At 70.8% G+C, this 19497-nt stretch carries 16 protein-coding genes; 8 read left to right on the top strand and 8 right to left on the bottom strand.

The window, feature by feature from the left end:
- Positions 1-101: 101 nt before the first annotated feature.
- From ACZ6BG_RS36055 to ACZ6BG_RS36040, 4 genes are all read left to right on the top strand, one after another.
- Complete coding sequence (locus ACZ6BG_RS36055; RefSeq protein WP_469009709.1) at positions 102-1193, top strand: sensor histidine kinase; 1092 nt, start codon at positions 102-104, stop codon at positions 1191-1193.
- Entirely contained in the window at positions 1190-1975 is a 786-nt protein-coding gene (locus tag ACZ6BG_RS36050) for a response regulator (RefSeq protein WP_469009707.1), read from the top strand. Before ACZ6BG_RS36055 ends, ACZ6BG_RS36050 begins: the two co-directional genes overlap by 4 nt.
- Before the next feature lie 113 nt (positions 1976-2088).
- Complete coding sequence (locus ACZ6BG_RS36045; protein WP_469009704.1) at positions 2089-2589, top strand: DUF485 domain-containing protein; 501 nt, start codon at positions 2089-2091, stop codon at positions 2587-2589.
- Positions 2586-4178 (top strand): solute symporter family protein, encoded by a 1593-nt coding sequence (locus tag ACZ6BG_RS36040; protein ID WP_469009699.1) that lies wholly within the window; start codon positions 2586-2588, stop codon positions 4176-4178. Before ACZ6BG_RS36045 ends, ACZ6BG_RS36040 begins: the two co-directional genes overlap by 4 nt.
- A 4-nt stretch (positions 4179-4182) precedes the next feature.
- Here ACZ6BG_RS36040 and ACZ6BG_RS36035 read toward each other — a convergent pair whose 3' ends face one another.
- The 4 genes from ACZ6BG_RS36035 to ACZ6BG_RS36020 form a co-directional block, all read right to left on the bottom strand.
- Positions 4183-4857 carry a response regulator gene (locus tag ACZ6BG_RS36035; protein ID WP_469009695.1) on the bottom strand — a complete coding sequence of 225 codons (675 nt, stop codon included), beginning with the start codon at positions 4855-4857 and terminating at the stop codon, positions 4183-4185.
- Positions 4854-6524: a sensor histidine kinase gene (locus tag ACZ6BG_RS36030; protein ID WP_469009691.1), complete on the bottom strand. Its 1671-nt coding sequence runs from the start codon at positions 6522-6524 to the stop codon at positions 4854-4856. Before ACZ6BG_RS36030 ends, ACZ6BG_RS36035 begins: the two co-directional genes overlap by 4 nt.
- Positions 6525-6607: 83 nt before the next feature.
- Positions 6608-7513: a sucrase ferredoxin gene (locus tag ACZ6BG_RS36025; RefSeq protein ID WP_469009687.1), complete on the bottom strand. Its 906-nt coding sequence runs from the start codon at positions 7511-7513 to the stop codon at positions 6608-6610.
- Between the two features lie 36 nt (positions 7514-7549).
- Positions 7550-8878, bottom strand: coding sequence for a citrate synthase (locus ACZ6BG_RS36020; RefSeq protein WP_469009682.1), 1329 nt, complete (start codon positions 8876-8878; stop codon positions 7550-7552).
- Between the two features lie 120 nt (positions 8879-8998).
- Between ACZ6BG_RS36020 and ACZ6BG_RS36015 the strand changes: the two genes are divergently transcribed.
- Complete coding sequence (locus ACZ6BG_RS36015; RefSeq protein WP_469009679.1) at positions 8999-10183, top strand: citrate synthase/methylcitrate synthase; 1185 nt, start codon at positions 8999-9001, stop codon at positions 10181-10183.
- A gap of 16 nt (positions 10184-10199) precedes the next feature.
- Here ACZ6BG_RS36015 and ACZ6BG_RS36010 read toward each other — a convergent pair whose 3' ends face one another.
- The 3 genes from ACZ6BG_RS36010 to ACZ6BG_RS36000 form a co-directional block, all read right to left on the bottom strand.
- Positions 10200-10775: a DUF6082 family protein gene (locus tag ACZ6BG_RS36010; protein WP_469009676.1), complete on the bottom strand. Its 576-nt coding sequence runs from the start codon at positions 10773-10775 to the stop codon at positions 10200-10202.
- Between the two features lie 641 nt (positions 10776-11416).
- Positions 11417-11653 carry a hypothetical protein gene (locus tag ACZ6BG_RS36005; protein WP_469009672.1) on the bottom strand — a complete coding sequence of 79 codons (237 nt, stop codon included), beginning with the start codon at positions 11651-11653 and terminating at the stop codon, positions 11417-11419.
- A gap of 93 nt (positions 11654-11746) precedes the next feature.
- A complete protein-coding gene (locus ACZ6BG_RS36000) occupies positions 11747-12247 on the bottom strand; it encodes a DUF6082 family protein (RefSeq protein WP_469009668.1) in 501 nt (166 codons plus the stop codon).
- Positions 12248-12593: 346 nt separating this feature from the next.
- Here ACZ6BG_RS36000 and ACZ6BG_RS35995 point away from each other — a divergent pair, with 346 nt between their 5' ends.
- Complete coding sequence (locus ACZ6BG_RS35995; RefSeq protein WP_469009664.1) at positions 12594-13811, top strand: CobW family GTP-binding protein; 1218 nt, start codon at positions 12594-12596, stop codon at positions 13809-13811.
- Here the strand turns inward: ACZ6BG_RS35995 and ACZ6BG_RS35990 are convergent, their stop codons facing one another.
- Positions 13812-16265: a DNA gyrase/topoisomerase IV subunit A gene (locus ACZ6BG_RS35990; protein WP_469009660.1), complete on the bottom strand. Its 2454-nt coding sequence runs from the start codon at positions 16263-16265 to the stop codon at positions 13812-13814.
- A 417-nt stretch (positions 16266-16682) separates the two neighbouring features.
- Between ACZ6BG_RS35990 and ACZ6BG_RS35985 the strand changes: the two genes are divergently transcribed.
- Positions 16683-18044 (top strand): M16 family metallopeptidase, encoded by a 1362-nt coding sequence (locus ACZ6BG_RS35985; RefSeq protein WP_469009951.1) that lies wholly within the window; start codon positions 16683-16685, stop codon positions 18042-18044.
- A complete protein-coding gene (locus ACZ6BG_RS35980) occupies positions 18041-19426 on the top strand; it encodes a M16 family metallopeptidase (protein WP_469009655.1) in 1386 nt (461 codons plus the stop codon). Before ACZ6BG_RS35985 ends, ACZ6BG_RS35980 begins: the two co-directional genes overlap by 4 nt.
- Positions 19427-19497 lie beyond the last annotated feature (71 nt).

Raw genomic sequence — 19497 nt, 5'->3', positions numbered from 1 at the left:
CAGATCCCGTCGGCCCCGGGGCTCCCCGAGGAGGCGGGGCGTCCGTCACACGTGACACCTGGACGCGCTGGCCGTCGCGAGAGGCCCTGTCCAGCGAGAGGATGACGCGCCCCCGGCGGCTGCTCAGCTGGCTCGTGCGCGCGGTGTTCATCGGCCTGCTGCTTTGGAGCACCCTCTTCCGAGGCGGGATCCCGGGCTGGGGGGTGGCGCTGGGGCTGGTCGCCATCGTCGCCTGCGGGGCATCCCTCGTGGCGTACTTCCGTGCCACGCTGGAGCAGCGGTTGTGGCTGTCCCTGGGGTCGCTCGCTCTTGTCCTGGCGGTGGGCTTCGCGGCCCACGCGACCGGCTTCGACCTTCCGGCGGCCGTGCTGTGGTGCGCTGCCGCCATCATGTCGATGGAGCGGTTGCCCCTGGGGGCGGCTGTGATCGCCACAGGGACGGCACTCGGGGCGTTCGCGCTGGTGAATGAGGACCCCTGGCCGACGACGGCGGCCGTCACCGCGGGGCTCGCCCTCGCCGGGTACGTGCTGCGGCTGGACGCGGAAGCCCGGGGCAACGCTCAGCGGTTGCTGGCCCAGGAGCGTGCGGCACGCGTTGCCGAGGCCGAGTCGGCAGCGTTGGCCGAGCGGGGGCGGATCGCCCGGGAGATCCACGATGTGCTCGCGCACAGCCTGTCCGCCCAGCTCGTCCACCTGGAGGCGGCCCGGCTGTTGATCGAGGGTGATGGAGACCGGCAGCAGATCCTCGGGCGCGTGGTGGCCGCCCGGTCCATGGCTTCGGAAGGACTGGCTGAGACGCGGCAGGCACTGTCCGCGCTGCGTGGTGAGATGACGCCGGTGGAGGACTTCTTGCGGGAACTGGTGGCCTCGGACGGGGCATCGGTGGCGGTCACAGGGGAGCGGCGGGCCCTGACGGCGGAGGCTTCCCAGGCGGTGCGCCGCGTGGCTCAGGAGGCGTTGACGAACGTGCGCAAGCACGCGCGGGGGGCCAAGGTGACGGTCCTCCTTGAGTACGGGGAGGGGGAGGTGACGCTGGACGTGCGGGACTCGGGCGGTTCGCCGGGCGAACTCGCGGCTTCGGGAGCCGGGTACGGTCTGCTGGGCATGCGGGAGCGCGCAGAGCTGTTGGGCGGCTCGCTGGAGGCAGGTCCTGAACAGGAAGGCTTCGCGGTGCGGTTGAAGGTGCCGGGATGACGATGGGCGACGGCTCCCACGAGGCTGGTGCTGGCGTCGCCGGTCGGCGGGGTACGGGCAGTGGTGGTGAGGGCGTGGGTCCGCGGGGCGCTGGCGCTGGTGGTGGGGGCAGGCCGCCCGCGCGGGTGGTCGTGGTCGACGATCAGACCGTGGTGCGCGAGGGGATCGTGATGCTGCTGGGGCTGCTGCCGGGCATTGAGGTCGTCGGGGCCGGGGGCGACGGCGAGGAGGCGGTGCGGCTCGTCGCGGAACTCTCGCCGGACGTGGTCCTGATGGACCTGCGGATGCCGCGCTGTGACGGGGCGGAGGCCACGCGGCGGATCCGGTCGCAGTATCCGGGCACGCAGGTCGTGGTGCTCACGACGTACGCCGACGACGAGTCGCTGTTCCCTGCGCTCAAGGCCGGGGCGCGGGGCTATCTCACCAAGGACGCGGGCGGTGAGGAGATCGTGCGGGCCGTCGAGGACGTGCTCTCGGGGGAAGCGGGGCTCTCGCCGAAGATCCAGCGGCGCCTCCTCGAGCGGCTTTCGGAGCCCTCGGAGACCACGCGCCCGGCGGAGCCCCCCGACGGACTGACCTTGCGGGAGACGGAGGTGATCGCTCTGATCGCGGAAGGGATGACGAACCAGGAGATCGCGCGGGCACTGCACGTCTCCACCGCCACGGTGAAGACCCACATCAACAACCTCTTCGCCAAGGCGGGCCTCAAGGACCGTGCGCAGGCGGTGCGTTACGCCTACCGGCACGGTCTCGCGCAGCCGCCTGGCAGAACACGGGGGTGAGGAGCTTACGTCACCTGATGGGGTGAAGAGCGGGGAGAGCGGAGTCACGGATCTTCCCGATCTGCCCATCCTTGGGCACGCGGCCGGATCAGGCCGCGGACAAGGAGAGTTCGGTGGAGAAGCACGACGGCCGCGACGCCGGGCGGGTCCGACCCGGTGATCTGAAGGATCCGTGGTACGACGAGCTGGCCTCCGGATGGGGCGAGCTGGACGGCACCGGCGCACCCACGGCGCCCGCCGTACCGGCGCCGGCCGCCGCGCCGGAGCGGAGTGCCGCCGACATCTATCTGGAGGTGCAGGCGAGCGCGGCCTTCCAGGAGGTGCGCCGCCGGTATCGACGGTTCGTGATCCCCGCCGTGGCAGCCTTCTTCACCTGGTACGTGGCGTACGTCGTGACCGCGACGGCGGCGCCGGGGCTGATGGCGCGCCCCGTCAGCGGAGCGGTGAACGTCGCGATGGTCGCGGGCCTCGCGCAGTTCGCCACAACGTTCCTGCTGACATGGGCGTACACACGGCATGCCCGATTGCGGCGGGACAAGGCGGCGCTCGATCTGCGGTGGGTCGTGTTCGAGCAGAAGCGGGAGCAGGAGCTGCGCCAGGGGGCCGAGCGGTGACGGGGGATCACCAGACACTGGCGCTGGTCCTGTTCGGGGCGTTCGTCGCGGTCACGCTGGGGATCACGACGTATGTGAGCCGCAACCGGCACGGCTCCGCGGAGGAGTTCTACGCGGGCGGTCGGTTGTTCTCGCCCATGGAGAATGGTTTTGCCATCGCGGGCGACTACATGTCGGCGGCCTCGTTCCTCGGTATCTCCGGGCTGATCGCGCTCTACGGCTACGACGGGCTGCTCTACTCGGTGGGCTTCCTGGTGGCCTGGCTCGTCGTGCTGTTCCTGGTGGCCGAACTGGTGCGCAACTGCGGGCGGTTCACGCTCGCCGACGTGGTGGCGGCGCGGATGCGGGAGCGGCCGGTGCGGATCGCCGCGGGAACTTCCTCGGTGACCGTGTCCGTTCTCTATCTGGTGGCGCAGATGGTGGGGGCGGGCTCGCTGGTCGCGTTGCTGCTGGGCGGGACGAGCGAGGCGGCGCAGACCTGGACGGTGATCGGCGTCGGCGCGCTCATGGTCATCTATGTGTCGATGGGAGGGATGCGGGCCACCACGTGGATCCAGATCGTCAAGGCGGTCCTGCTGATGGCCGGGGCGATCGCGCTGACCGTGCTCGTACTGATGCGCTTCCACGGCGACTTCGACCAACTGCTGCGGACGGCCGCCGACCGCAGTGGGTACGGCGGGCAGTTCCTGGCGCCCGGGCTGAAGTACGGCGGGGACTGGACCTCGCGGTTCGACTTCATCAGCCTCGGTCTCGCGCTGGTGCTCGGCACCGCCGGACTGCCGCACATCCTGTCGCGCTTCTACACGGTGCCGACCGCACGCGCCGCCCGACGCTCGGTCGTCTGGTCCATCGGCCTCATCGGCAGCTTCTACCTGATGACGATCGTGCTCGGCTTCGGCGCGGCGGCGATCGTCGGGACCGACGCGGTGCGCGGTTCGAACGCGGCAGGGAACACCGCGGTTCCGCTGCTCGCGCTCGATCTGGGCGGCGGTGCGGACTCCACGGGCGGAACGGTTCTTTTCGCGGTCGTGGCTGCCGTCGCGTTCGCCACGATCCTTGCCGTGGTCGCCGGGATCACGCTCGCTTCCTCGGCGTCCGTGGCCCACGACCTCTATGCCTCGCTGCGGCGCAAGAACGCCAAGCCGCGCAGTGAGGTCGCGGTGGCGCGGGTCGCGGCGGTGGGGATCGGCGCGGTCGCGATCGCGCTCGGCCTGGTCGCCCGCGACCTCAACGTCGCGTTCCTCGTCGGCCTGGCCTTCGCGGTCGCGGCGTCCGCGAACCTGCCGGTGCTGCTCTACTCGCTGTTCTGGCGGCAGTTCACCACACGGGGCGCCGTCTGGTCCGTCTACGGCGGGCTGCTGCCCTCGCTGGTGCTCGTGGTGTTGTCGCCCGTGGTCTCAGGAGGCCCGAACTCCCTCTTCCCCGGTGTGGACTTCCAGTACTTCCCGCTGGAGAACCCCGGCCTCGTGTCGATTCCGCTCGGTTTCCTCGCGGGATGGTTCGGCACGGTCACCTCGTCGGACCCCGCGGACAAGGCCAAGCACGCGGAGACAGAGGTGCGCTCGCTGACCGGAGCGGGCGCCGCGTAGCAGGTCAGGAGGACGACCACGCGTAGCGGTGTTCAGGGCGCCCCGTGTCGCCGTACTTCAGGCTCAGCCGCACACGGCCAGTGCGCTCCAGAAGCTTCAGATAGCGCTGTGCGGTCTGGCGGCTCAACCCGGTGCACTCCGCCAGCTCCTGGGCGGAGATCGGCCCCTCAGCCGCCATCAGCGCCCTGCGGACCAGCTCCGCGGTCGTGGGGGAGTGCCCCTTGGGCAGCTCCGGCGCCGGTGTGGCCGAGAGGGCACCGAAAATGCGGTCGACCTCGGCCTGCTCCGCCTCGCCGCCGCCGTCGAGAGTGCGGCGCAGCGTCGCGTACGCGTCGAGCTTGGCGCGAAGTCCCGCGTACGAGAAGGGCTTGACCAGGTACTGCAGCGCGCCGTGACGCATTGCGGCCTGCACCGTGGCGATGTCACGGGCCGCCGTCACCATGATCACGTCGGTTTGGTGCCCGCGCTCACGCAGCGAGCGGACCACGGCCAGGCCCGTCTCGTCCGGCAGATAGTGATCAAGTAGCACCAGGTCGACCGGAAGCTCCTCGACGAGGCGCAGCGCCTCGGTGGCGCTGTGCGCGCGCCCGGCCACCCGGAAACCCGGAACCTTCTCCACGTAGGCCGCGTTGACGTTCGCCACGCGCACGTCGTCGTCCACGACCAGAACCTCGATCATCGTGCATCCTCCGTGGCCACCGGTCGTAGTTCCGCGAGCCCCTCGGGCAGTACGACCGTGAACTCGGCGCCACCGCCGGGCGCCGCACCGACCGCCACACTCCCGCCCTGCCGCTCGGCGAGCCTGTGCACCAGAGCGAGCCCGATACCGCGCTTCCCGTGCGCCGGCGGCTCCTTGGTGCTCCAGCCCTCCGTGAACACCGACTCACGCTGCTCCGCCGGCACACCGGGACCCGAGTCGCGTACCCGAAGCACCACCGTGCGCCCCTCCGGCCCCTCGGTGCGAAGAGCCACCTCCACGCGCGCGTGCCCGATGCCTGCCGCCCCGGGCCGCAGGGTTCCCGCCGCGTCCAGCGCGTTGTCGACGAGGTTGCCGACAATCGTGACGAGACCACCGGGGTCGACGAGCCGGTCGGGCAGAGCGGTGTCCGCCGAGACGGCGAGTGTCACGCCGCGCTCCGCGGCGACGGTCGCCTTGCCGACCAGCAGGGCCGACAGGAGCGGGTCGTGGATCTTCTCGGTGATCTGCTCGGCGGTCACCCGGTGCGCGCCCGCCACCTCGCCCACGAACTCCGCGGCCTCCTCGTACATCTCCAGTTCGAGCAGGCCGAGCAGTGTGTGCATGCGGTTGGCGTGCTCGTGGTCTTGGGCGCGGAGGGCATCGATGAGGCCGCGCGTGGAGTCGAGTTCCCGGCCGAGCTGTTCCAGTTCGGTGCGGTCGCGCAGGGTCGCGACGGCGCCGCCGTCGTCCGTGGGCATGCGGTTGGCGACCAGGACACGTTGGCCGCGTACCGTCAGCAGGTCGGTGCCGGTGACGTGACCCGACAGGACATCCGTGGTGCGGCCCTCGCCGAGCGCCGCCTCCAGGGACTCCCCGATGGCCTCCGTACCGATCCCCAGGAGCCGCTGCGCCTCGTCGTTGAGCAGCCGGATCCTGCCGCCGCGGTCCAGGGCGACGACACCCTCACGGATGCCGTGCAGCATCGCCTCGCGCTCCGCGAGCAACGCCGAGATGTCGGAGAACGCGAGGTCACGCGTCTGACGGTGCACCCTGCGCGAGATCAGATAGGCGGCGAGCGCCCCGACGGCCAGCGCCCCGCCCGCGTACGCGAACAGGCTCGGGATCGTATGGATCAGCCGGGCGCGCACGCTGTCGTACTCGATGCCTACGGAGACAGCACCCACGATCGTGCCGCTCGTGTCCCGCAAGGGCACCTTCCCGCGCGCGGAGCGGCCGAGCGTGCCGTTGTCGATCTCCATGACGTCGCGGCCGGCGAGCGCGTCGCTGGGGTCCGTCGAGACGACCCTGCCCACCTCGTCGCGGTCCGTGTGCGACCAGCGCACACCCTCCTTGTTCATGATCACGACATACTCGGCGCCGCTGGCCTTGCGGATCCGCTCCGCAGCGGCCTGCACCGGTCCGTCGGCCGCGGGGCGCGAGGAGGCCAGATCCTGGGCGATCCGGGGCTGCGCGGCCGTCGTCTGCGCGATGGCGAGGGCCCGGCGCATCGCCTGGTCGTCCAACTGGTCGCTGAGCGGCGCGAGGAAGAGCCCGGTGGCGAGCACGGCAACCCCGGCGGCGATCGCCAGCTGCATCAGCAGCACCTGCGAGAAGACGCGCCGCGGCAGGCCGAGGCGTAGGCGTCGGGCAGGTGGAGTCGGGCTCATGTGTACGAACGGTACGGCGAGGGGTGGCCCGCTCCGAAGGGAGTGTGGCGTGGATCTCCCGGGAGCCCGTCGGCCGTGCGGCCCTAGACGATCTCCCGCACCGCCATCACGTCCATCCGCGCGGGCGACCCCAGCGCCGCCCCGCAGCTCTCCGGACGCGGCGGCAACGAGGCACCCTGCGCGACGGTGACCCGCCAACGCCGACCGTCGGTGTGGGTGACCGTCACCTCCCAGCGTGGAGCGCCACCCGTCGTGCCCACGACGCTGAGCGCTCCCAGCGTGTCCTCCCGCGCGGCCGTGCGCACCGCCAGCTCCGCGGCCTGACCGGGGCGTTCCCAGGCGGAGCAGCCCCGGCACCCTTCGGTGACGACGCGGTCCTCACGCACCGCCTGCAGGACCTCCTTGACGGCGTGCGCCTCCGTGCGGCCGTACGCGTAGCCGTGCGGCAGGACGAGGAGCGTGGGGGAGAAGCGATGACCACCCAGATGAGTGATCTCCCAGACGCCTTCCTCTCCGGAGGCGGTCAGTTCGTCGGCCAGCGGCCTGCCGAGCAAGGCACAGCAGCGGTCGCGCTTGCCGTTCGTGCACACGAGCGCCAGCGGCTCGCCCGTGTGCGGCGTGCCGAAACCCCCGTGGTCACCCGCGCCGAGCGCCGCGAAGTCAAGGTCCAGCAACTGCCGTGGTTCATCCACCACATGGGAGCGCAGCCAGGCGTTGCCCGGGACGGTGTGAGCTACGTAGACGCGGTGCCGCGCGGGTGTGTGGCAGTCGGCGTGACGCCCCGGGCGCCGGATGAGGGCGACCCGTACGCCGGTCGACTCGGCCGCCCGCTCCAGGGCGCGGCCCACGTCCGGATCGAGATGGCTCGACGTCAGTGCCTTGGCGCCCCAGGGGCCGGGCTGTTCCAGGAGCAGCCAGGTCCTGGCGGTGGCCGCGGTGCCCGCCAGAGGTTCGTCCAGATCCCGCGAGGCGGTCGCGCACGTACTCACGGAGGTGAGCCTAACCCGCGCCCGGACCAGCCGGTTTCACCTGCTGGGTGAGCCGGGCGCGGAGGTCGCGCCGGGTAGCTCGGTCGCGCCGGGCAGGCTCTGCGCCTCCGGCAGCGGCTGGGGCGGCCGCACCCCGACGTACTGCCCCACGGGACGCATCCGCATGGGCTGCTCCCCGTACTCCTCCAGGGCGTGCGCGATCCACCCGGCGGTGCGCGCCACGGCGAAGACGGCCTCGCCCGCCTCCGCGGCCATGCCGGACGACGCCGTGAGGACGGCGAGCGGGAGATCGACATTGGCGTGCAGGTCGGTGTGGCGGGCCGTGGTGGCCATCACGTCACGGGCCGCCGCCAACGCCGGGCCGGCCTTCGGCATCGTCTCCAGGAGGCCGAACAGCGCCTGCGCGCGGGGGTCCTCGCCCTGATAGACGCGGTGGCCCAGGCCGGGGACGCGGCGGCCCGCGCGCAGCTCGTTCGCGACGACGGGCGCCGCCGTGCCGCGGTCGAGGACCTCCAGGATCATGCGGTGGGCGAGGCCGCTGGCCGCGCCGTGCAGGGGGCCCTCCAGGACGCCGAGCCCCGCCGACACGGCCGCGTACGGGTGGGCGCGTGCCGATGCCGCGACGCGGACTGCGAGTGTGGACGCCGCCAGGTCGTGGTCGACGAGCAGGGCGAGCGCGGTGTCCAGGGCGTGCAGGGACGCGTCGTCGGGCTTGCGGACGCTGAGGCGTCCCCACAGGCGTCCGGCGAGCGGGCCGCCGTCCCGGTGGGTGGGCAGCAGGGGCGGGAGCGCGGCCACGAGTGTCGGGATCAGGGTGCGGGCCGTGCCGATGACGGCTTCCTCGGAGAGGTCGAAGCGGAGCGGGTCGGATGCTCCCGCGGCGATGGCCGCCACGCGCAGACGGTCCGTGGGGCCGCAGTGCTCCGGGAGCGCGCGCACGGCCAGACGTGCCGAGCCGGACGGCTCCGGGGGTGCCGTGAAGTGGATGCCCGGCCGCAGCACGCCGGTCCACAACCACTCGGCGACCTCCTCGTAGGAATGGCGCAGGGCCAGCGCGGCCGCGTCCACGCCGCGGAAGTAGTAGCGGTCCTTCTCGATCAGGGTGATGCGGGTGCGTACGGAGAGTTCGTTGGCCCCGGAGGCCGCGGCGGGCTCGCGCCTGTTCTTGAGGGCCAGCGCCTGGACCTCCTTGGGGTCGAAGGTGCTGCCCCGCGCGCCGGGGCCGCGGCGGCTGCTGAGCTGGCCGCGGCTCACGTACGCGTACACGGTCTCCGGCTTCACGCCGAGGAGTTCCGCGGCTTCCTTGGTGCTGAGGCGGCGGTCTGCGCGCGCGGAGGCGCTGTGCCCCGCTTCTTGATCCGTCATGGGCGTCACGGTATCCATGTCCCGATATCCGCATCAGCATATTGATTCAATCAATATTGACAGAGTTTCAGTCAAGCATGGACAGTCGAATCAAGTCCAGGGAGGAAGTCGAGGAACAACATGCCGATCAATGGCTCCGCCGCCACCCCCACCGCTCCCGTCCAGGTCCCACGTGGACTCGCGGGCGTCGTCGTCACCGAGACTCAACTCGGTGACGTCCGGGGGCGCGAGGGCTTCTACCACTACCGCCAGTACTCCGCCGTGGAGCTCGCGCAGACCCGCAGCTTCGAGGACGTCTGGCACCTGATGTTCCACGGCTCGCTGCCGGACGCCGCGCAGCGAGCCGCCTTCGCCCAACAGACCGCCGCGCTGCGGCACCTCCCCGAGGAGGTGCGGGCGGCCCTGCCCGGCATCGCCCGGGCCAGCGCCCTGTCGGGGCCGCTCGCCGGGCTGCGCTCGGCCCTTTCGCTCTTCGGGGCCGCCAAGGGCTTCCGCCCGGTGTACGACATCGACGGTGACGGGCGGCGCGCCGACGCGCTCGCCGCGTCCGCCGTCGTACCGACGCTGCTCACCGCGCTGTACCGGCTGGGCCAAGGCCTCGACCCGGTCGAGCCGCGTGACGACCTTCCGTACGCATCCAACTACCTCTACATGCTCACGGGTTCACGGCCGGACGCCGACCGGGCCCGTGCGGTCGAGCAATACTTGATCTCCACCATTGACCATGGATTCAACGCGTCCACGTTCACGGGCCGGGTCATCGCCTCGACCGGTGCGGATGTGGCCGCCTGTCTCGTGGGTGCCGTCGGCGCGCTGTCGGGGCCCCTTCACGGTGGCGCCCCGAGCCGGGCCCTGGACACGCTCGACGCCATCGGCACCCCCGACCGCATCGACCCATGGATCCGCGAACGGGTCCTCGCGGGTGAACGCATCATGGGCTTCGGGCACCCGGTGTACCGCACCGAGGACCCGCGTTCCCGGATGCTCCGCGGGATCGCGCAAGGGTTCGGCGGGGAGCTGGTCGCGTTCGCGGTCGAGGTGGAGCGGCAGGTCGAGGCGATCCTCGCGGAGCTCAAGCCGGGCCGCGAACTCCACACGAACGTGGAGTTCTACGCGGGCGTGGTCATGGAACTGTGCGGGCTGCCACGCGAGATGTTCACGCCGACGTTCGCCTCGGCGCGAGTGGTCGGGTGGAGCGCCAACATCCTGGAGCAGGCGGAGGACTCGAAGATCATTCGGCCTGCGGCGCGGTATGCGGGGCCGGTCCCGCCGGTTCCGGTGCCCGCGCCGGAGGGGTCCGTCTGAAGCGAGCGGGGCAGGCCTACGCTGACGACGGAGGCACGCCCCTCCCTGAGTCGGCGTAGGCCTGTTCGAATAGTTGAAACAATCGTCCCTCGAAGCTGTCGGCGGGCAGTTCAGCCTTGCGTGCTCGAGCGGCATGCCAGTAGTCACGGAAGGTAGGACTGTCGAGCAGGCTCCTCGCATGGATGAGCAGGTCGGCTTCGGTGTAGCTGCCCCAGCTGAGTGCGAGCACGTAGTGATTGAAGGTGAGGTTGGCGAAGAGGTGTTGGCGTAACGGGGGGTGGGCCATGTCCGGGTGGTCGTTCCATACTGCAGCCAGGTCCGGATCGTCCATGGCCATCTGTGTCAGTTGGACGTGCAGAGCGCGCATGTCGGCCTCGGCGCTTCGGCGCAGTTCGTCACGGGATGCGGTCAGCTCTGCCCGTTGCAGGGAGAGTTCGCGGCGCTGCATGCGTAGCTCTCGCTGTTGGAACAAGAGCGTGATGACGAGGAGAAGTAGGGCGAGGCCGGAGAAGACCGCGCTCACTCCTCCGAAGTAGTCGCCGAGGGAACTGCGCTCCGCAGCCGTGCGCCTGTCGCCGTTGACGGCTTCCACGCCTTGTATGAGCCAGCCGCTGACTGCGACGGAGGCGACACCGACGAGGGCAACCCCTGCTGTGGCCGCCGTGGCCCACCAGAGGAACCAGCGTGCCGAACGCCATGTTCGCTGCCGTACCATCAGCGCCTCCCTGGGTCCGCGGAATCCTTCCCGTGGTGTGGAGAGGGAAACGGGCCCCGGCCTTGGGATGAGGCCGAGGCTTGCGACGGCGGTTGCCGCCCAGATCCCTTGATCAGCTGGCGGCAATCGCTGTTACGTGTCAGGTATGGACGCCCTGGCGTAGACGCGTGTCTCGCGCGAGATGACAACGACGCGCGTATCCTCGCTTTCCGCCGCCAAGAGGTGTCGGAACCCGTCGGTTCTGTCTGTTCCGATGACGGCGAAGTTGCCGTCGCTGAGTTCGAAGATATCGGGCAGGTTGTGCCGGTGAGGCTGCCCCGACGGTGCGGGGCACGGCCTATTCGGCGCCTTATGTAGAGTGGGCGGGCAGCCTCATGCCCGGGAGTAGCAGCCATTCTGCGGTCCTTGCGCCAGGCAAAGGGGTGAAGTGTCACTGCTGTGAAAGGGTGTTCACTTTTTGTGACCAGAGGGCCGTGTTGCGGGCCGGGGTGTGGCGCAACGACGGCTGTACGGGCCCCTCAGGCCTCAGGGATGTCGGCCTTGGCTCGGATGAGGGTGGCCCGGTCGATGACGACGATGCGCTCGTAGTCGGCACGTGCAGCGTCGCTCGGCAGTTCGCGTTCGAGCGCCTCGGTCCTGTCTGTCCCGATGACGGCGAAGTTGCCGTCGCTGAGCTCGAAGATGTCGGGGCATGTCTGGCCGGTTGCGCTGCCCCGCTCGCGCGGAGGCGCGCCGATTCGGCGCACGATCTTCAAGGGGATCCCGGTCCTTGGGGGATAGGTGGTCACGGCGGGGACAGATTAGCGGCTTGATCCGGGATCGAGTGCTGTGACTGCCACCAACCGAACCTACTGAGTGGGCGGTTCGCCCACGACCCACCAATCGTCGGTGTCCGCGTCCGCGAGGTCACGGGTCAGCCGGTCCATCATTCGGCCCAATTGAGCTTCTGCGGAGGCGCTGTGCAAGCTCGCGCGATGGTGCCGCGTCGCCTCCCAGTAGTCCCGGAAGATTTGATTCTGGCACATCACTCGCAGGTGTCCGTAGAGCTCTTCGATGTCCAGGGCGCCTATGCGGTGCGCGTGCAATGCGTTGGTGTAGAGGGCGTTGGCAAAGAGGTACTGGCGTTGCTTGTCCAATGGCACGTTGCTGTCGTACGTGTCCAGTACGGCGGCTAGGGCGGCGTCGTTCATGGCCCTGCACAGCAGGTCGAAGTGGAGACGATGCTGTTGTGTGAGCGCGGCCTGACTGCCCCGTTGAGCGCTGCGCGTGGTGAGCGTCCCGAGTGCGAACCCGAGCCCGGCGGCAGCGGCGAAGCCTACCCTTCGTGTCCAGCGTTTCTGTGTGGTCATGTCAACCCCCGAATCAGGCGACCGTCCGCCGGTCGTCGGGTGCGGGGCGACAGGGTGCGGACCGGCGAGCGATGGGCGGCGCTTGCCGTCTCCCAGGGTGCCGAGCGGCTCTGATCGGCCGGGAGGCGGAGAGGAGGCGCACGGAAGGAAAGGGTGCCCACATTTCCCTGCGCCGTGCCCAGTGTGTGCCCCGCGAGCGCCGCTAACAATCGTTCACCAACCGGCGCGTCTACGCGCACATATCCTGGAGCGGTCTTCAATCGTCGTACAGCTTCGTCGCCCGCGATGTGTACACGTCTTGAGCGACTTGATCCATCTTGATGAGAGTTGACGCGAGGGGCCGCACGTGCGTGAACAGCAGATTCCGGTTGTCGTCCTCACTGGCTTTTTGGGCTCCGGAAAGACGACACTCCTGAACCATCTGCTGCACCGCAGCGGAGGCAGCCGGATCGGCGCGATCGTCAACGATTTCGGGTCCATCGAGATCGACGCGATGGCCGTCGCCGGAGCGCTCGGCGACTCCACTGTCTCGCTCGGCAACGGCTGCCTGTGCTGCGCCGTGGACGCCAGCGAACTGGACGAGTACCTGGAGCGGCTCACCGGCCCGGCCGCCCGTATCGACGTCATCGTCATCGAGGCCAGCGGGCTCGCCGAGCCGCAGGAGCTGATGCGGATGGTGCTGGCCAGCGAGAACCCGAACATCGTGTACGGCGGCCTCGTGGAGGTCGTCGACGCCGCCGAGTTCGACGCCACCAGGCAGCGGCACCCGGAGGTCGACCGGCACCTGGGCATCGCCGACCTCGTCGTGGTCAACAAGGCCGACCGGGTGAGTGACGCAGAGCGGGAGCGCGTCCTCGCCGAGGTGCACCGCCTCACCGACCGCGCGGCCGTGGTCTCCGCCTCGTACGGACGCGTCGACGTGGCGCTCCTGCTCGACCGCAAGCCCGTGGGGGAACGCGTCGGGCAGTTGTCCTTCGACGACCTGCACGACCACGCTGAACAGGCCGACCGGCCCGACGCGGAGGGGCTCGACTCCGACCGGCCCGACGCCGACGGCCACGCTCCCTGCGGGTGCGACGACCCCGCCCACCACCACCTGCACGCCGGCTACGAGAGCCTCGCCTTCACCTCCGAAGCGCCCCTCAATCCGCGCCGTCTGATGGCCTTCCTCGACAGCAGGCCCGAGGGGCTGTACCGCATCAAGGGGTACGTCGACTTCGGCGCCGCCGACGCCCGCAACCGCTACGCCGTGCACTCCGTGGGGCGCTTCCTGCGCTTCTACCCCGAGCCGTGGGAACCCGGCGAGAAGCGGCTCACCCAGCTCGTCCTCATCGGCTCCGGCATAGACGTCGCGGCCCTGGACGGGGAGCTGACGCTGTGCCGGGAGAACGACGAGGACGCCCCGCACACCGATGAGTTCGGCATGTGGGGCGTCCTGCGCTACGTACAGGAGCCGGAGGTGGAGCCGGTCCCGGGGCCGGACTCGCACGCGGCCTCCGCGTCCGGTCCGGACGAGCCCGGTCCGGACGAACTCGCTTCGGACGAGCCCGGCTCCGACGACTGACTACGCCGGCCCCGCCACCGCCGCCACCGACTTCGCCAGCGACACCCCCGAGCCGTCCCGGCGCGGGTCGACCTCCGGCAGCTCCGCCGGAAGGCCGTTGCGCTGGGCCGCGCGTGGCGGCGTCGGACCCGCCCAGGCGAAGCTCAGGCAGTCCTCGCCCTTCAAAAGCCGCTGGCAGCGCACGCCGCCCGTCGCCCGGCCCTTGCGCGGATACTGGTCGAAAGGCGTGACCTTGGCCGTCGTGTGCACCGAGTCGTCGAGCGTGCCCCGCGAGCCCGCGACCGTGAACACCACGGCGTCCGCCGCCGGGTCGACCGCCGTGAAGGACAGGACCTTCGCGCCGTCCGCCAGCTTGATGCCCGCCATGCCACCCGCCGGACGGCCCTGCGGGCGGACCTGCCCCGCCGGATAGCGCAGCAACTGCGCGTCGTCCGTGATGAAGACCAGGTCCTCCTCGCCCGTGCGCAGCTCGGCCGCGCCGACGATGCGGTCGCCGTCCTTGAGGGTGATGACCTCCAGCTCGTCCTTGTTGGCCGGATAGTCGGGCACCACGCGCTTGACGACGCCCTGTTCGGTACCGAGCGCCAGGCCGGGCGAGGACTCGTCCAGCGTCATCAGGCAGATCAGCTTCTCGTCCCCCTCCAGGGAGAGCAGCTCCGCGACCGGCACCCCTCCGGAGAGGTTGGGTGCCGAAGCCGTGTCCGGAAGCTGCGGCAGGTCCACCACGGAGAGCCGCAGCAGGCGCCCCTCGGACGTCACCGCGCCCACTTCGCCGCGCGCCGTCGCGGGCACCGCGGAGACGATCACGTCGTGCTTGACGCGCTTGCCGTCGCTCTCCCCGAAGGGCTCGCCGTTGGCCGTGCGCGCGAGCAGGCCCGTCGACGACAGGAGCACCCGGCACGGGTCGTCCGCCACCTGCAGCGGCACCGCGGCCGCGGGCGCGCCCGCCGACTCCAGGAGCACCGTGCGCCGGTCCGTGCCGAACTTCTTGGCCACGGCGGCCAGTTCGGCGGAGACCAGCTTGCGCAGCTCCGCGTCGGACTCCAGGATCCGCGTCAGCTCCTCGATCTCCGCCTTCAGCTTGTCCCGCTCGGACTCCAGCTCGATGCGGTCGTACTTGGTGAGGCGGCGCAGCGGCGTGTCCAGGATGTACTGCGTCTGGACCTCGCTCAGCGAGAAGCGCTCCATCAGGCGCTCCTTGGCCTGCGAGGAGTTCTCACTGGAGCGGATGAGGCGGATGACCTCGTCGATGTCCAGGAGGGCGACGAGCAGCCCCTCCACCAGGTGCAGCCGGGCCTGCTTCTTGCCGCGGCGGAACTCGCTGCGGCGCCGCACGACGTTGAAGCGGTGGTCGAGATAGACCTCGAGGAGCTCCTTGAGGCCGAGCGTGAGCGGCTGGCCGTCCACCAGGGCGACGTTGTTGATGCCGAAGGACTCCTCCATCGGCGTCAGTTTGTACAGCTGCTCCAGGACGGCCTCCGGGACGAAGCCGTTCTTGATCTCGATGACCAGGCGCAGGCCGTGCTGGCGGTCGGTGAGGTCCTTGACGTCGGCGATGCCCTGCAGCTTCTTCGAGCCGACCAGGTCCTTGATCTTGGAGATGACCTTCTCGGGGCCCACGGAGAAGGGCAGTTCCGTGACGACCAGGCCCTTGCGGCGCGCGGTCACGGACTCCACGGAGACCGTGGCGCGCATCTTGAAGGTGCCGCGCCCCGATTCGTACGCGTCCTTGATGCCCGACAGGCCGACGATACGGCCGCCCGTGGGCAGGTCGGGGCCCGGGATGAACCGCATCAGCGTGTCGAGGTCCGCGCCCGGGTGCTTGATCAGGTGTCGGGCGGCGGCGATGACCTCGCCCAGGTTGTGCGGCGGCATGTTCGTCGCCATGCCGACGGCGATGCCGGAGGAACCGTTCACCAGGAGGTTCGGATACGCCGCGGGGAGCGCGACCGGCTCCTGCTCCTGGCCGTCGTAGTTCGGCTCGAAGTCGACTGTGTTCTCGTCGATGGACTCCGTCATCAAGGACGTCGCGTCGGCCATGCGGCATTCGGTGTACCGCATCGCCGCGGGCGGGTCGTCGTTGCCCAGGGAGCCGAAGTTGCCGTGGCCGTCGACCAGCGGGAGGCGCATGGAGAAGGGCTGCGCCATGCGCACAAGGGCGTCGTAGATCGACGCGTCGCCGTGGGGGTGCAGCTTGCCCATGACCTCGCCGACGACGCGGGCGCACTTCACATAGCCGCGCTCGGGGCGCAGGCCCATCTCGTTCATCTGGTAGACGATGCGGCGGTGCACCGGCTTCAGGCCGTCCCGGGCGTCGGGCAGGGCGCGGGAGTAGATGACGGAGTAGGCGTACTCGAGGAAGGAGCCCTGCATCTCGTCGACGACGTCGATGTCGAGGATCTTCTCCTCGAACGAGTCGTCGGGCGGCGGGGTCTTCGTGCTGCGGCGGGCCATCGCTGCTGCGGCTCCTTCACCAACAAGTGCGGGATCTGACGCCGACCATTGTGGACTGTCCCACTGACAACGCCGACCACGACCCGGTGGCGGGCGGGCCCCGACCGCGCGTCAACCGCGCGCCGCACCCGTACCGACCCCGCGACACCGACCGTACGGCGCACCCACACCGACCGTACGGCGCACCCACACCGACCCCACGGCGCACCCGCACCGGCCGCGCGCCCCACCCCCCGCACCGCCACCGCCGCTCACCCGCCCGGCCGGACGGCGCCCGCACCCGCTGCGGATCACGCCGAGGGCGAAACCCGACTACGCCGAGGGCGGAGCGGGAACTTCGCCAGGGGTCCGAGGCCTTGCTTACAGTGGCAGGACTTGACAGCACTTATCGAGGATTTCGCGATCGAAGGGACGTACATGCCCATGGGTCACACGGCCACAGCCGAGGCCGGCTCCGGCGGCCTGACAGCGACCGAGCACCGGCTGGCCAACGGCCTGCGCGTGGTGCTCTCCGAGGACCACCTGACCCCGGTCGCCGCGGTCTGCCTCTGGTACGACGTCGGCTCCCGCCACGAGGTCAAGGGCCGTACGGGCCTGGCGCACCTCTTCGAGCACCTGATGTTCCAGGGTTCGAAGCAGGTGCACGGCAACGGTCACTTCGAGCTGGTGCAGGGCGCCGGCGGCTCGCTGAACGGCACCACCAGCTTCGAGCGCACCAACTACTTCGAGACGATGCCGACCCACCAGCTGGAGCTCGCCCTCTGGCTGGAGGCCGACCGCATGGGCTCGCTCCTGTCGGCGCTCGACGAGGAGTCGATGGAGAACCAGCGGGACGTCGTCAAGAACGAACGCCGCCAGCGCTACGACAACGTTCCGTACGGCACGGCCTTCGAGAAGCTGACCGCCCTGTCCTACCCCGAGGGCCACCCGTACCACCACACGCCCATCGGCTCCATGGCAGACCTGGACGCGGCCACCCTCGAAGACGCGCGCGAGTTCTTCCGTACGTACTACGCGCCCAACAACGCGGTCCTCTCGGTCGTCGGGGACATCGACCCCGAGCAGACGCTCGCCTGGGTCGAGAAGTACTTCGGCTCCATCCCCTCGCACGACGGCAAGCAGCCCCCGCGCGACGGCTCGCTGCCCGAGCGCATCGGCAAGGAGCTGCGCGAGGTCGTCGAGGAGGAGGTCCCCGCGCGCGCCCTCATGGCCGCCTACCGCCTCCCGGAGGACGGCACGCGCGCGAGCGACGCGGCCGACCTGGCGCTCACGGTCCTCGGCAGCGGCGAGTCCTCGCGCCTCTACAACCGCCTCGTGCGCCGTGACCGCACCGCCGTCACCGCCGGGTTCGGCCTGCTGCGTCTCGCCGGCGCGCCCTCCCTCGGCTGGCTCGACGTGAAGACGTCCGGCGACGTGGAAGTCCCCGTCATCGAGGCCGCCGTCGACGAGGAGCTGGCCCGGTTCGCCGCGGAGGGCCCCACCCCGGAGGAGATGGAGCGCGCCCAGGCCCAGTTGGAGCGCGAATGGCTGGACCGGCTCGGCACGGTCGCGGGCCGCGCGGACGAACTGTGCCGGTACGCGGTCCTGTTCGGCGACCCCCAGCTCGCCCTCACCGCCGTCCAGCGTGTCCTCGACATCACCGCCGAGGAGGTCCAGGAGGTCGCCAAGGCCCGCCTGCGCCCCGACAACCGCGCGGTGCTGGTGTACGAACCCACCGGCCCCGTGGACGCGGAAGACGCCGCCGGCACCGACGAGGAAGACGAGGAGGCGGCGAAGTGACCGAGGCCGCAACGATGCAGTTCCACCCGCAGCCCCAGGCGGGCACCGCCAAGCCCTGGGCCTTCCCGGCCCCCGAGCGCGGCGCGCTCGGCAACGGCCTCACGGTGCTGCGCTGCGACCGCCCCGGCCAGCAGCTCGTCGCGGTGGAGATCCACCTCGACGCCCCCCTGGACGCCGAGCCCAAGGGCTTGGACGGCGTCGCCACGATCATGGCGAGGGCCTTCTCCGAGGGCACCGACAAGCACTCCGCGGAGGAGTTCGCCGCCGAGCTCGACCGCTGCGGCGCCACGCTCGACGCGCACGCGGACCACCCCGGCGTCCGGGTCTCCCTGGAAGTGCCCGTCTCCCGCCTGCCCAAGGCCCTCGGCCTGCTCGCCGATGCCCTGCGCGCGCCCGCGTTCGCCGACAGCGAGGTCGAGCGCCTGGTCCGCAACCGCCTGGACGAGATCCCGCACGAGGCCGCCAACCCGGCGCGCCGCGCCGCCAAGGAGCTCTCCAAGGAGCTGTTCCCGGCGTCCTCGCGCATGTCGCGCCCGCGCCAGGGCACGGAGGAGACGGTCTCCGCCATCGACTCGGCGGCCGTACGCGCCTTCTACGAAAGGCATGTCCGCCCCGCCACGGCCACCGCCGTCGTGGTCGGCGACCTCACCGGCATCGACCTGGACGCCGTCCTCGCCGACACCCTCGGCGCCTGGACCGGTGGGGCGGCCGAGCCGCGCCCGGTGCCCCCGGTGACCGCCGACGACCGCGGCCGCGTCGTTATCGTGGACCGCCCCGGCGCCGTCCAGACGCAGCTGCTCATCGGCCGCGTCGGCCCGGACCGGCACGACCGCGTGTGGTCCGCGCAGGTCCTCGGCACGTACTGCCTGGGCGGCACCCTCACCTCGCGCCTGGATCGCGTCCTGCGCGAGGAGAAGGGCTACACCTACGGAGTGCGCGCCTTCGCCCAGGTCCTTCGCTCCGCCCCGGACGGGACGGGCGCCGCGATGCTCGCCATCAGCGGCTCCGTGGACACCCCCAACACGGGCCCGGCTCTGGACGACCTCTGGAAGGTCCTGCGCACGCTCGCCGCGGAGGGCCTGACGGACCCCGAGCGCGATGTCGCCGTGCAGAACCTGGTCGGCGTCGCCCCGTTGAAGTACGAGACGGCGGCGGCCGTCGCCGCCACCCTCGCCGACCAGGTCGAGCAGCACCTGCCGGACGACTTCCAGGCGCACCTGTACCGCCAGTTGGCGCAGACGGGCACCGTGGAGGCCACCGCGGCTGTCGTGAGCGCCTTCCCCGACGACCGTCTGGTGACGGTCCTCGTGGGCGACGCCGCGCAGATCGAGGAGCCCGTCAAGGCGCTCGGCATCGGTGAAGTGACGGTGGTCACCGGCTGATTGCCGGACGGGACGGACCGAGGCCGCCGCTGACGTAAAGCTGGACATAGCGGTATCAACGCCTCGCGAGG

The sequence above is a fragment of the Streptomyces sp. NPDC041205 genome (assembly GCF_055591765.1).
Note: the sequence above shows the minus strand (reverse complement) of the source record. Positions and strands in the feature narration are given on the sequence as shown.

What these genes read in the sequence shown, in the direction of transcription:
- ACZ6BG_RS36020 (WP_469009682.1), bottom strand. Translation starts at nt 8,878, where the DNA reads ATGACGGATCAAGAAGCGGGGCACAGCGCCTCCGCGCGCGCAGACCGC.
- ACZ6BG_RS36030 (WP_469009691.1), bottom strand. Translation starts at nt 6,524, where the DNA reads ATGAGCCCGACTCCACCTGCCCGACGCCTACGCCTCGGCCTGCCGCGG.
- ACZ6BG_RS36055 (WP_469009709.1), top strand. Translation starts at nt 102, where the DNA reads ATGACGCGCCCCCGGCGGCTGCTCAGCTGGCTCGTGCGCGCGGTGTTC.
- ACZ6BG_RS35990 (WP_469009660.1), bottom strand. Translation starts at nt 16,265, where the DNA reads ATGGCCCGCCGCAGCACGAAGACCCCGCCGCCCGACGACTCGTTCGAG.
- ACZ6BG_RS35985 (WP_469009951.1), top strand. Translation starts at nt 16,683, where the DNA reads ATGCCCATGGGTCACACGGCCACAGCCGAGGCCGGCTCCGGCGGCCTG.
- ACZ6BG_RS36035 (WP_469009695.1), bottom strand. Translation starts at nt 4,857, where the DNA reads ATGATCGAGGTTCTGGTCGTGGACGACGACGTGCGCGTGGCGAACGTC.
- ACZ6BG_RS36015 (WP_469009679.1), top strand. Translation starts at nt 8,999, where the DNA reads ATGCCGATCAATGGCTCCGCCGCCACCCCCACCGCTCCCGTCCAGGTC.
- ACZ6BG_RS36000 (WP_469009668.1), bottom strand. Translation starts at nt 12,247, where the DNA reads ATGACCACACAGAAACGCTGGACACGAAGGGTAGGCTTCGCCGCTGCC.
- ACZ6BG_RS36050 (WP_469009707.1), top strand. Translation starts at nt 1,190, where the DNA reads ATGACGATGGGCGACGGCTCCCACGAGGCTGGTGCTGGCGTCGCCGGT.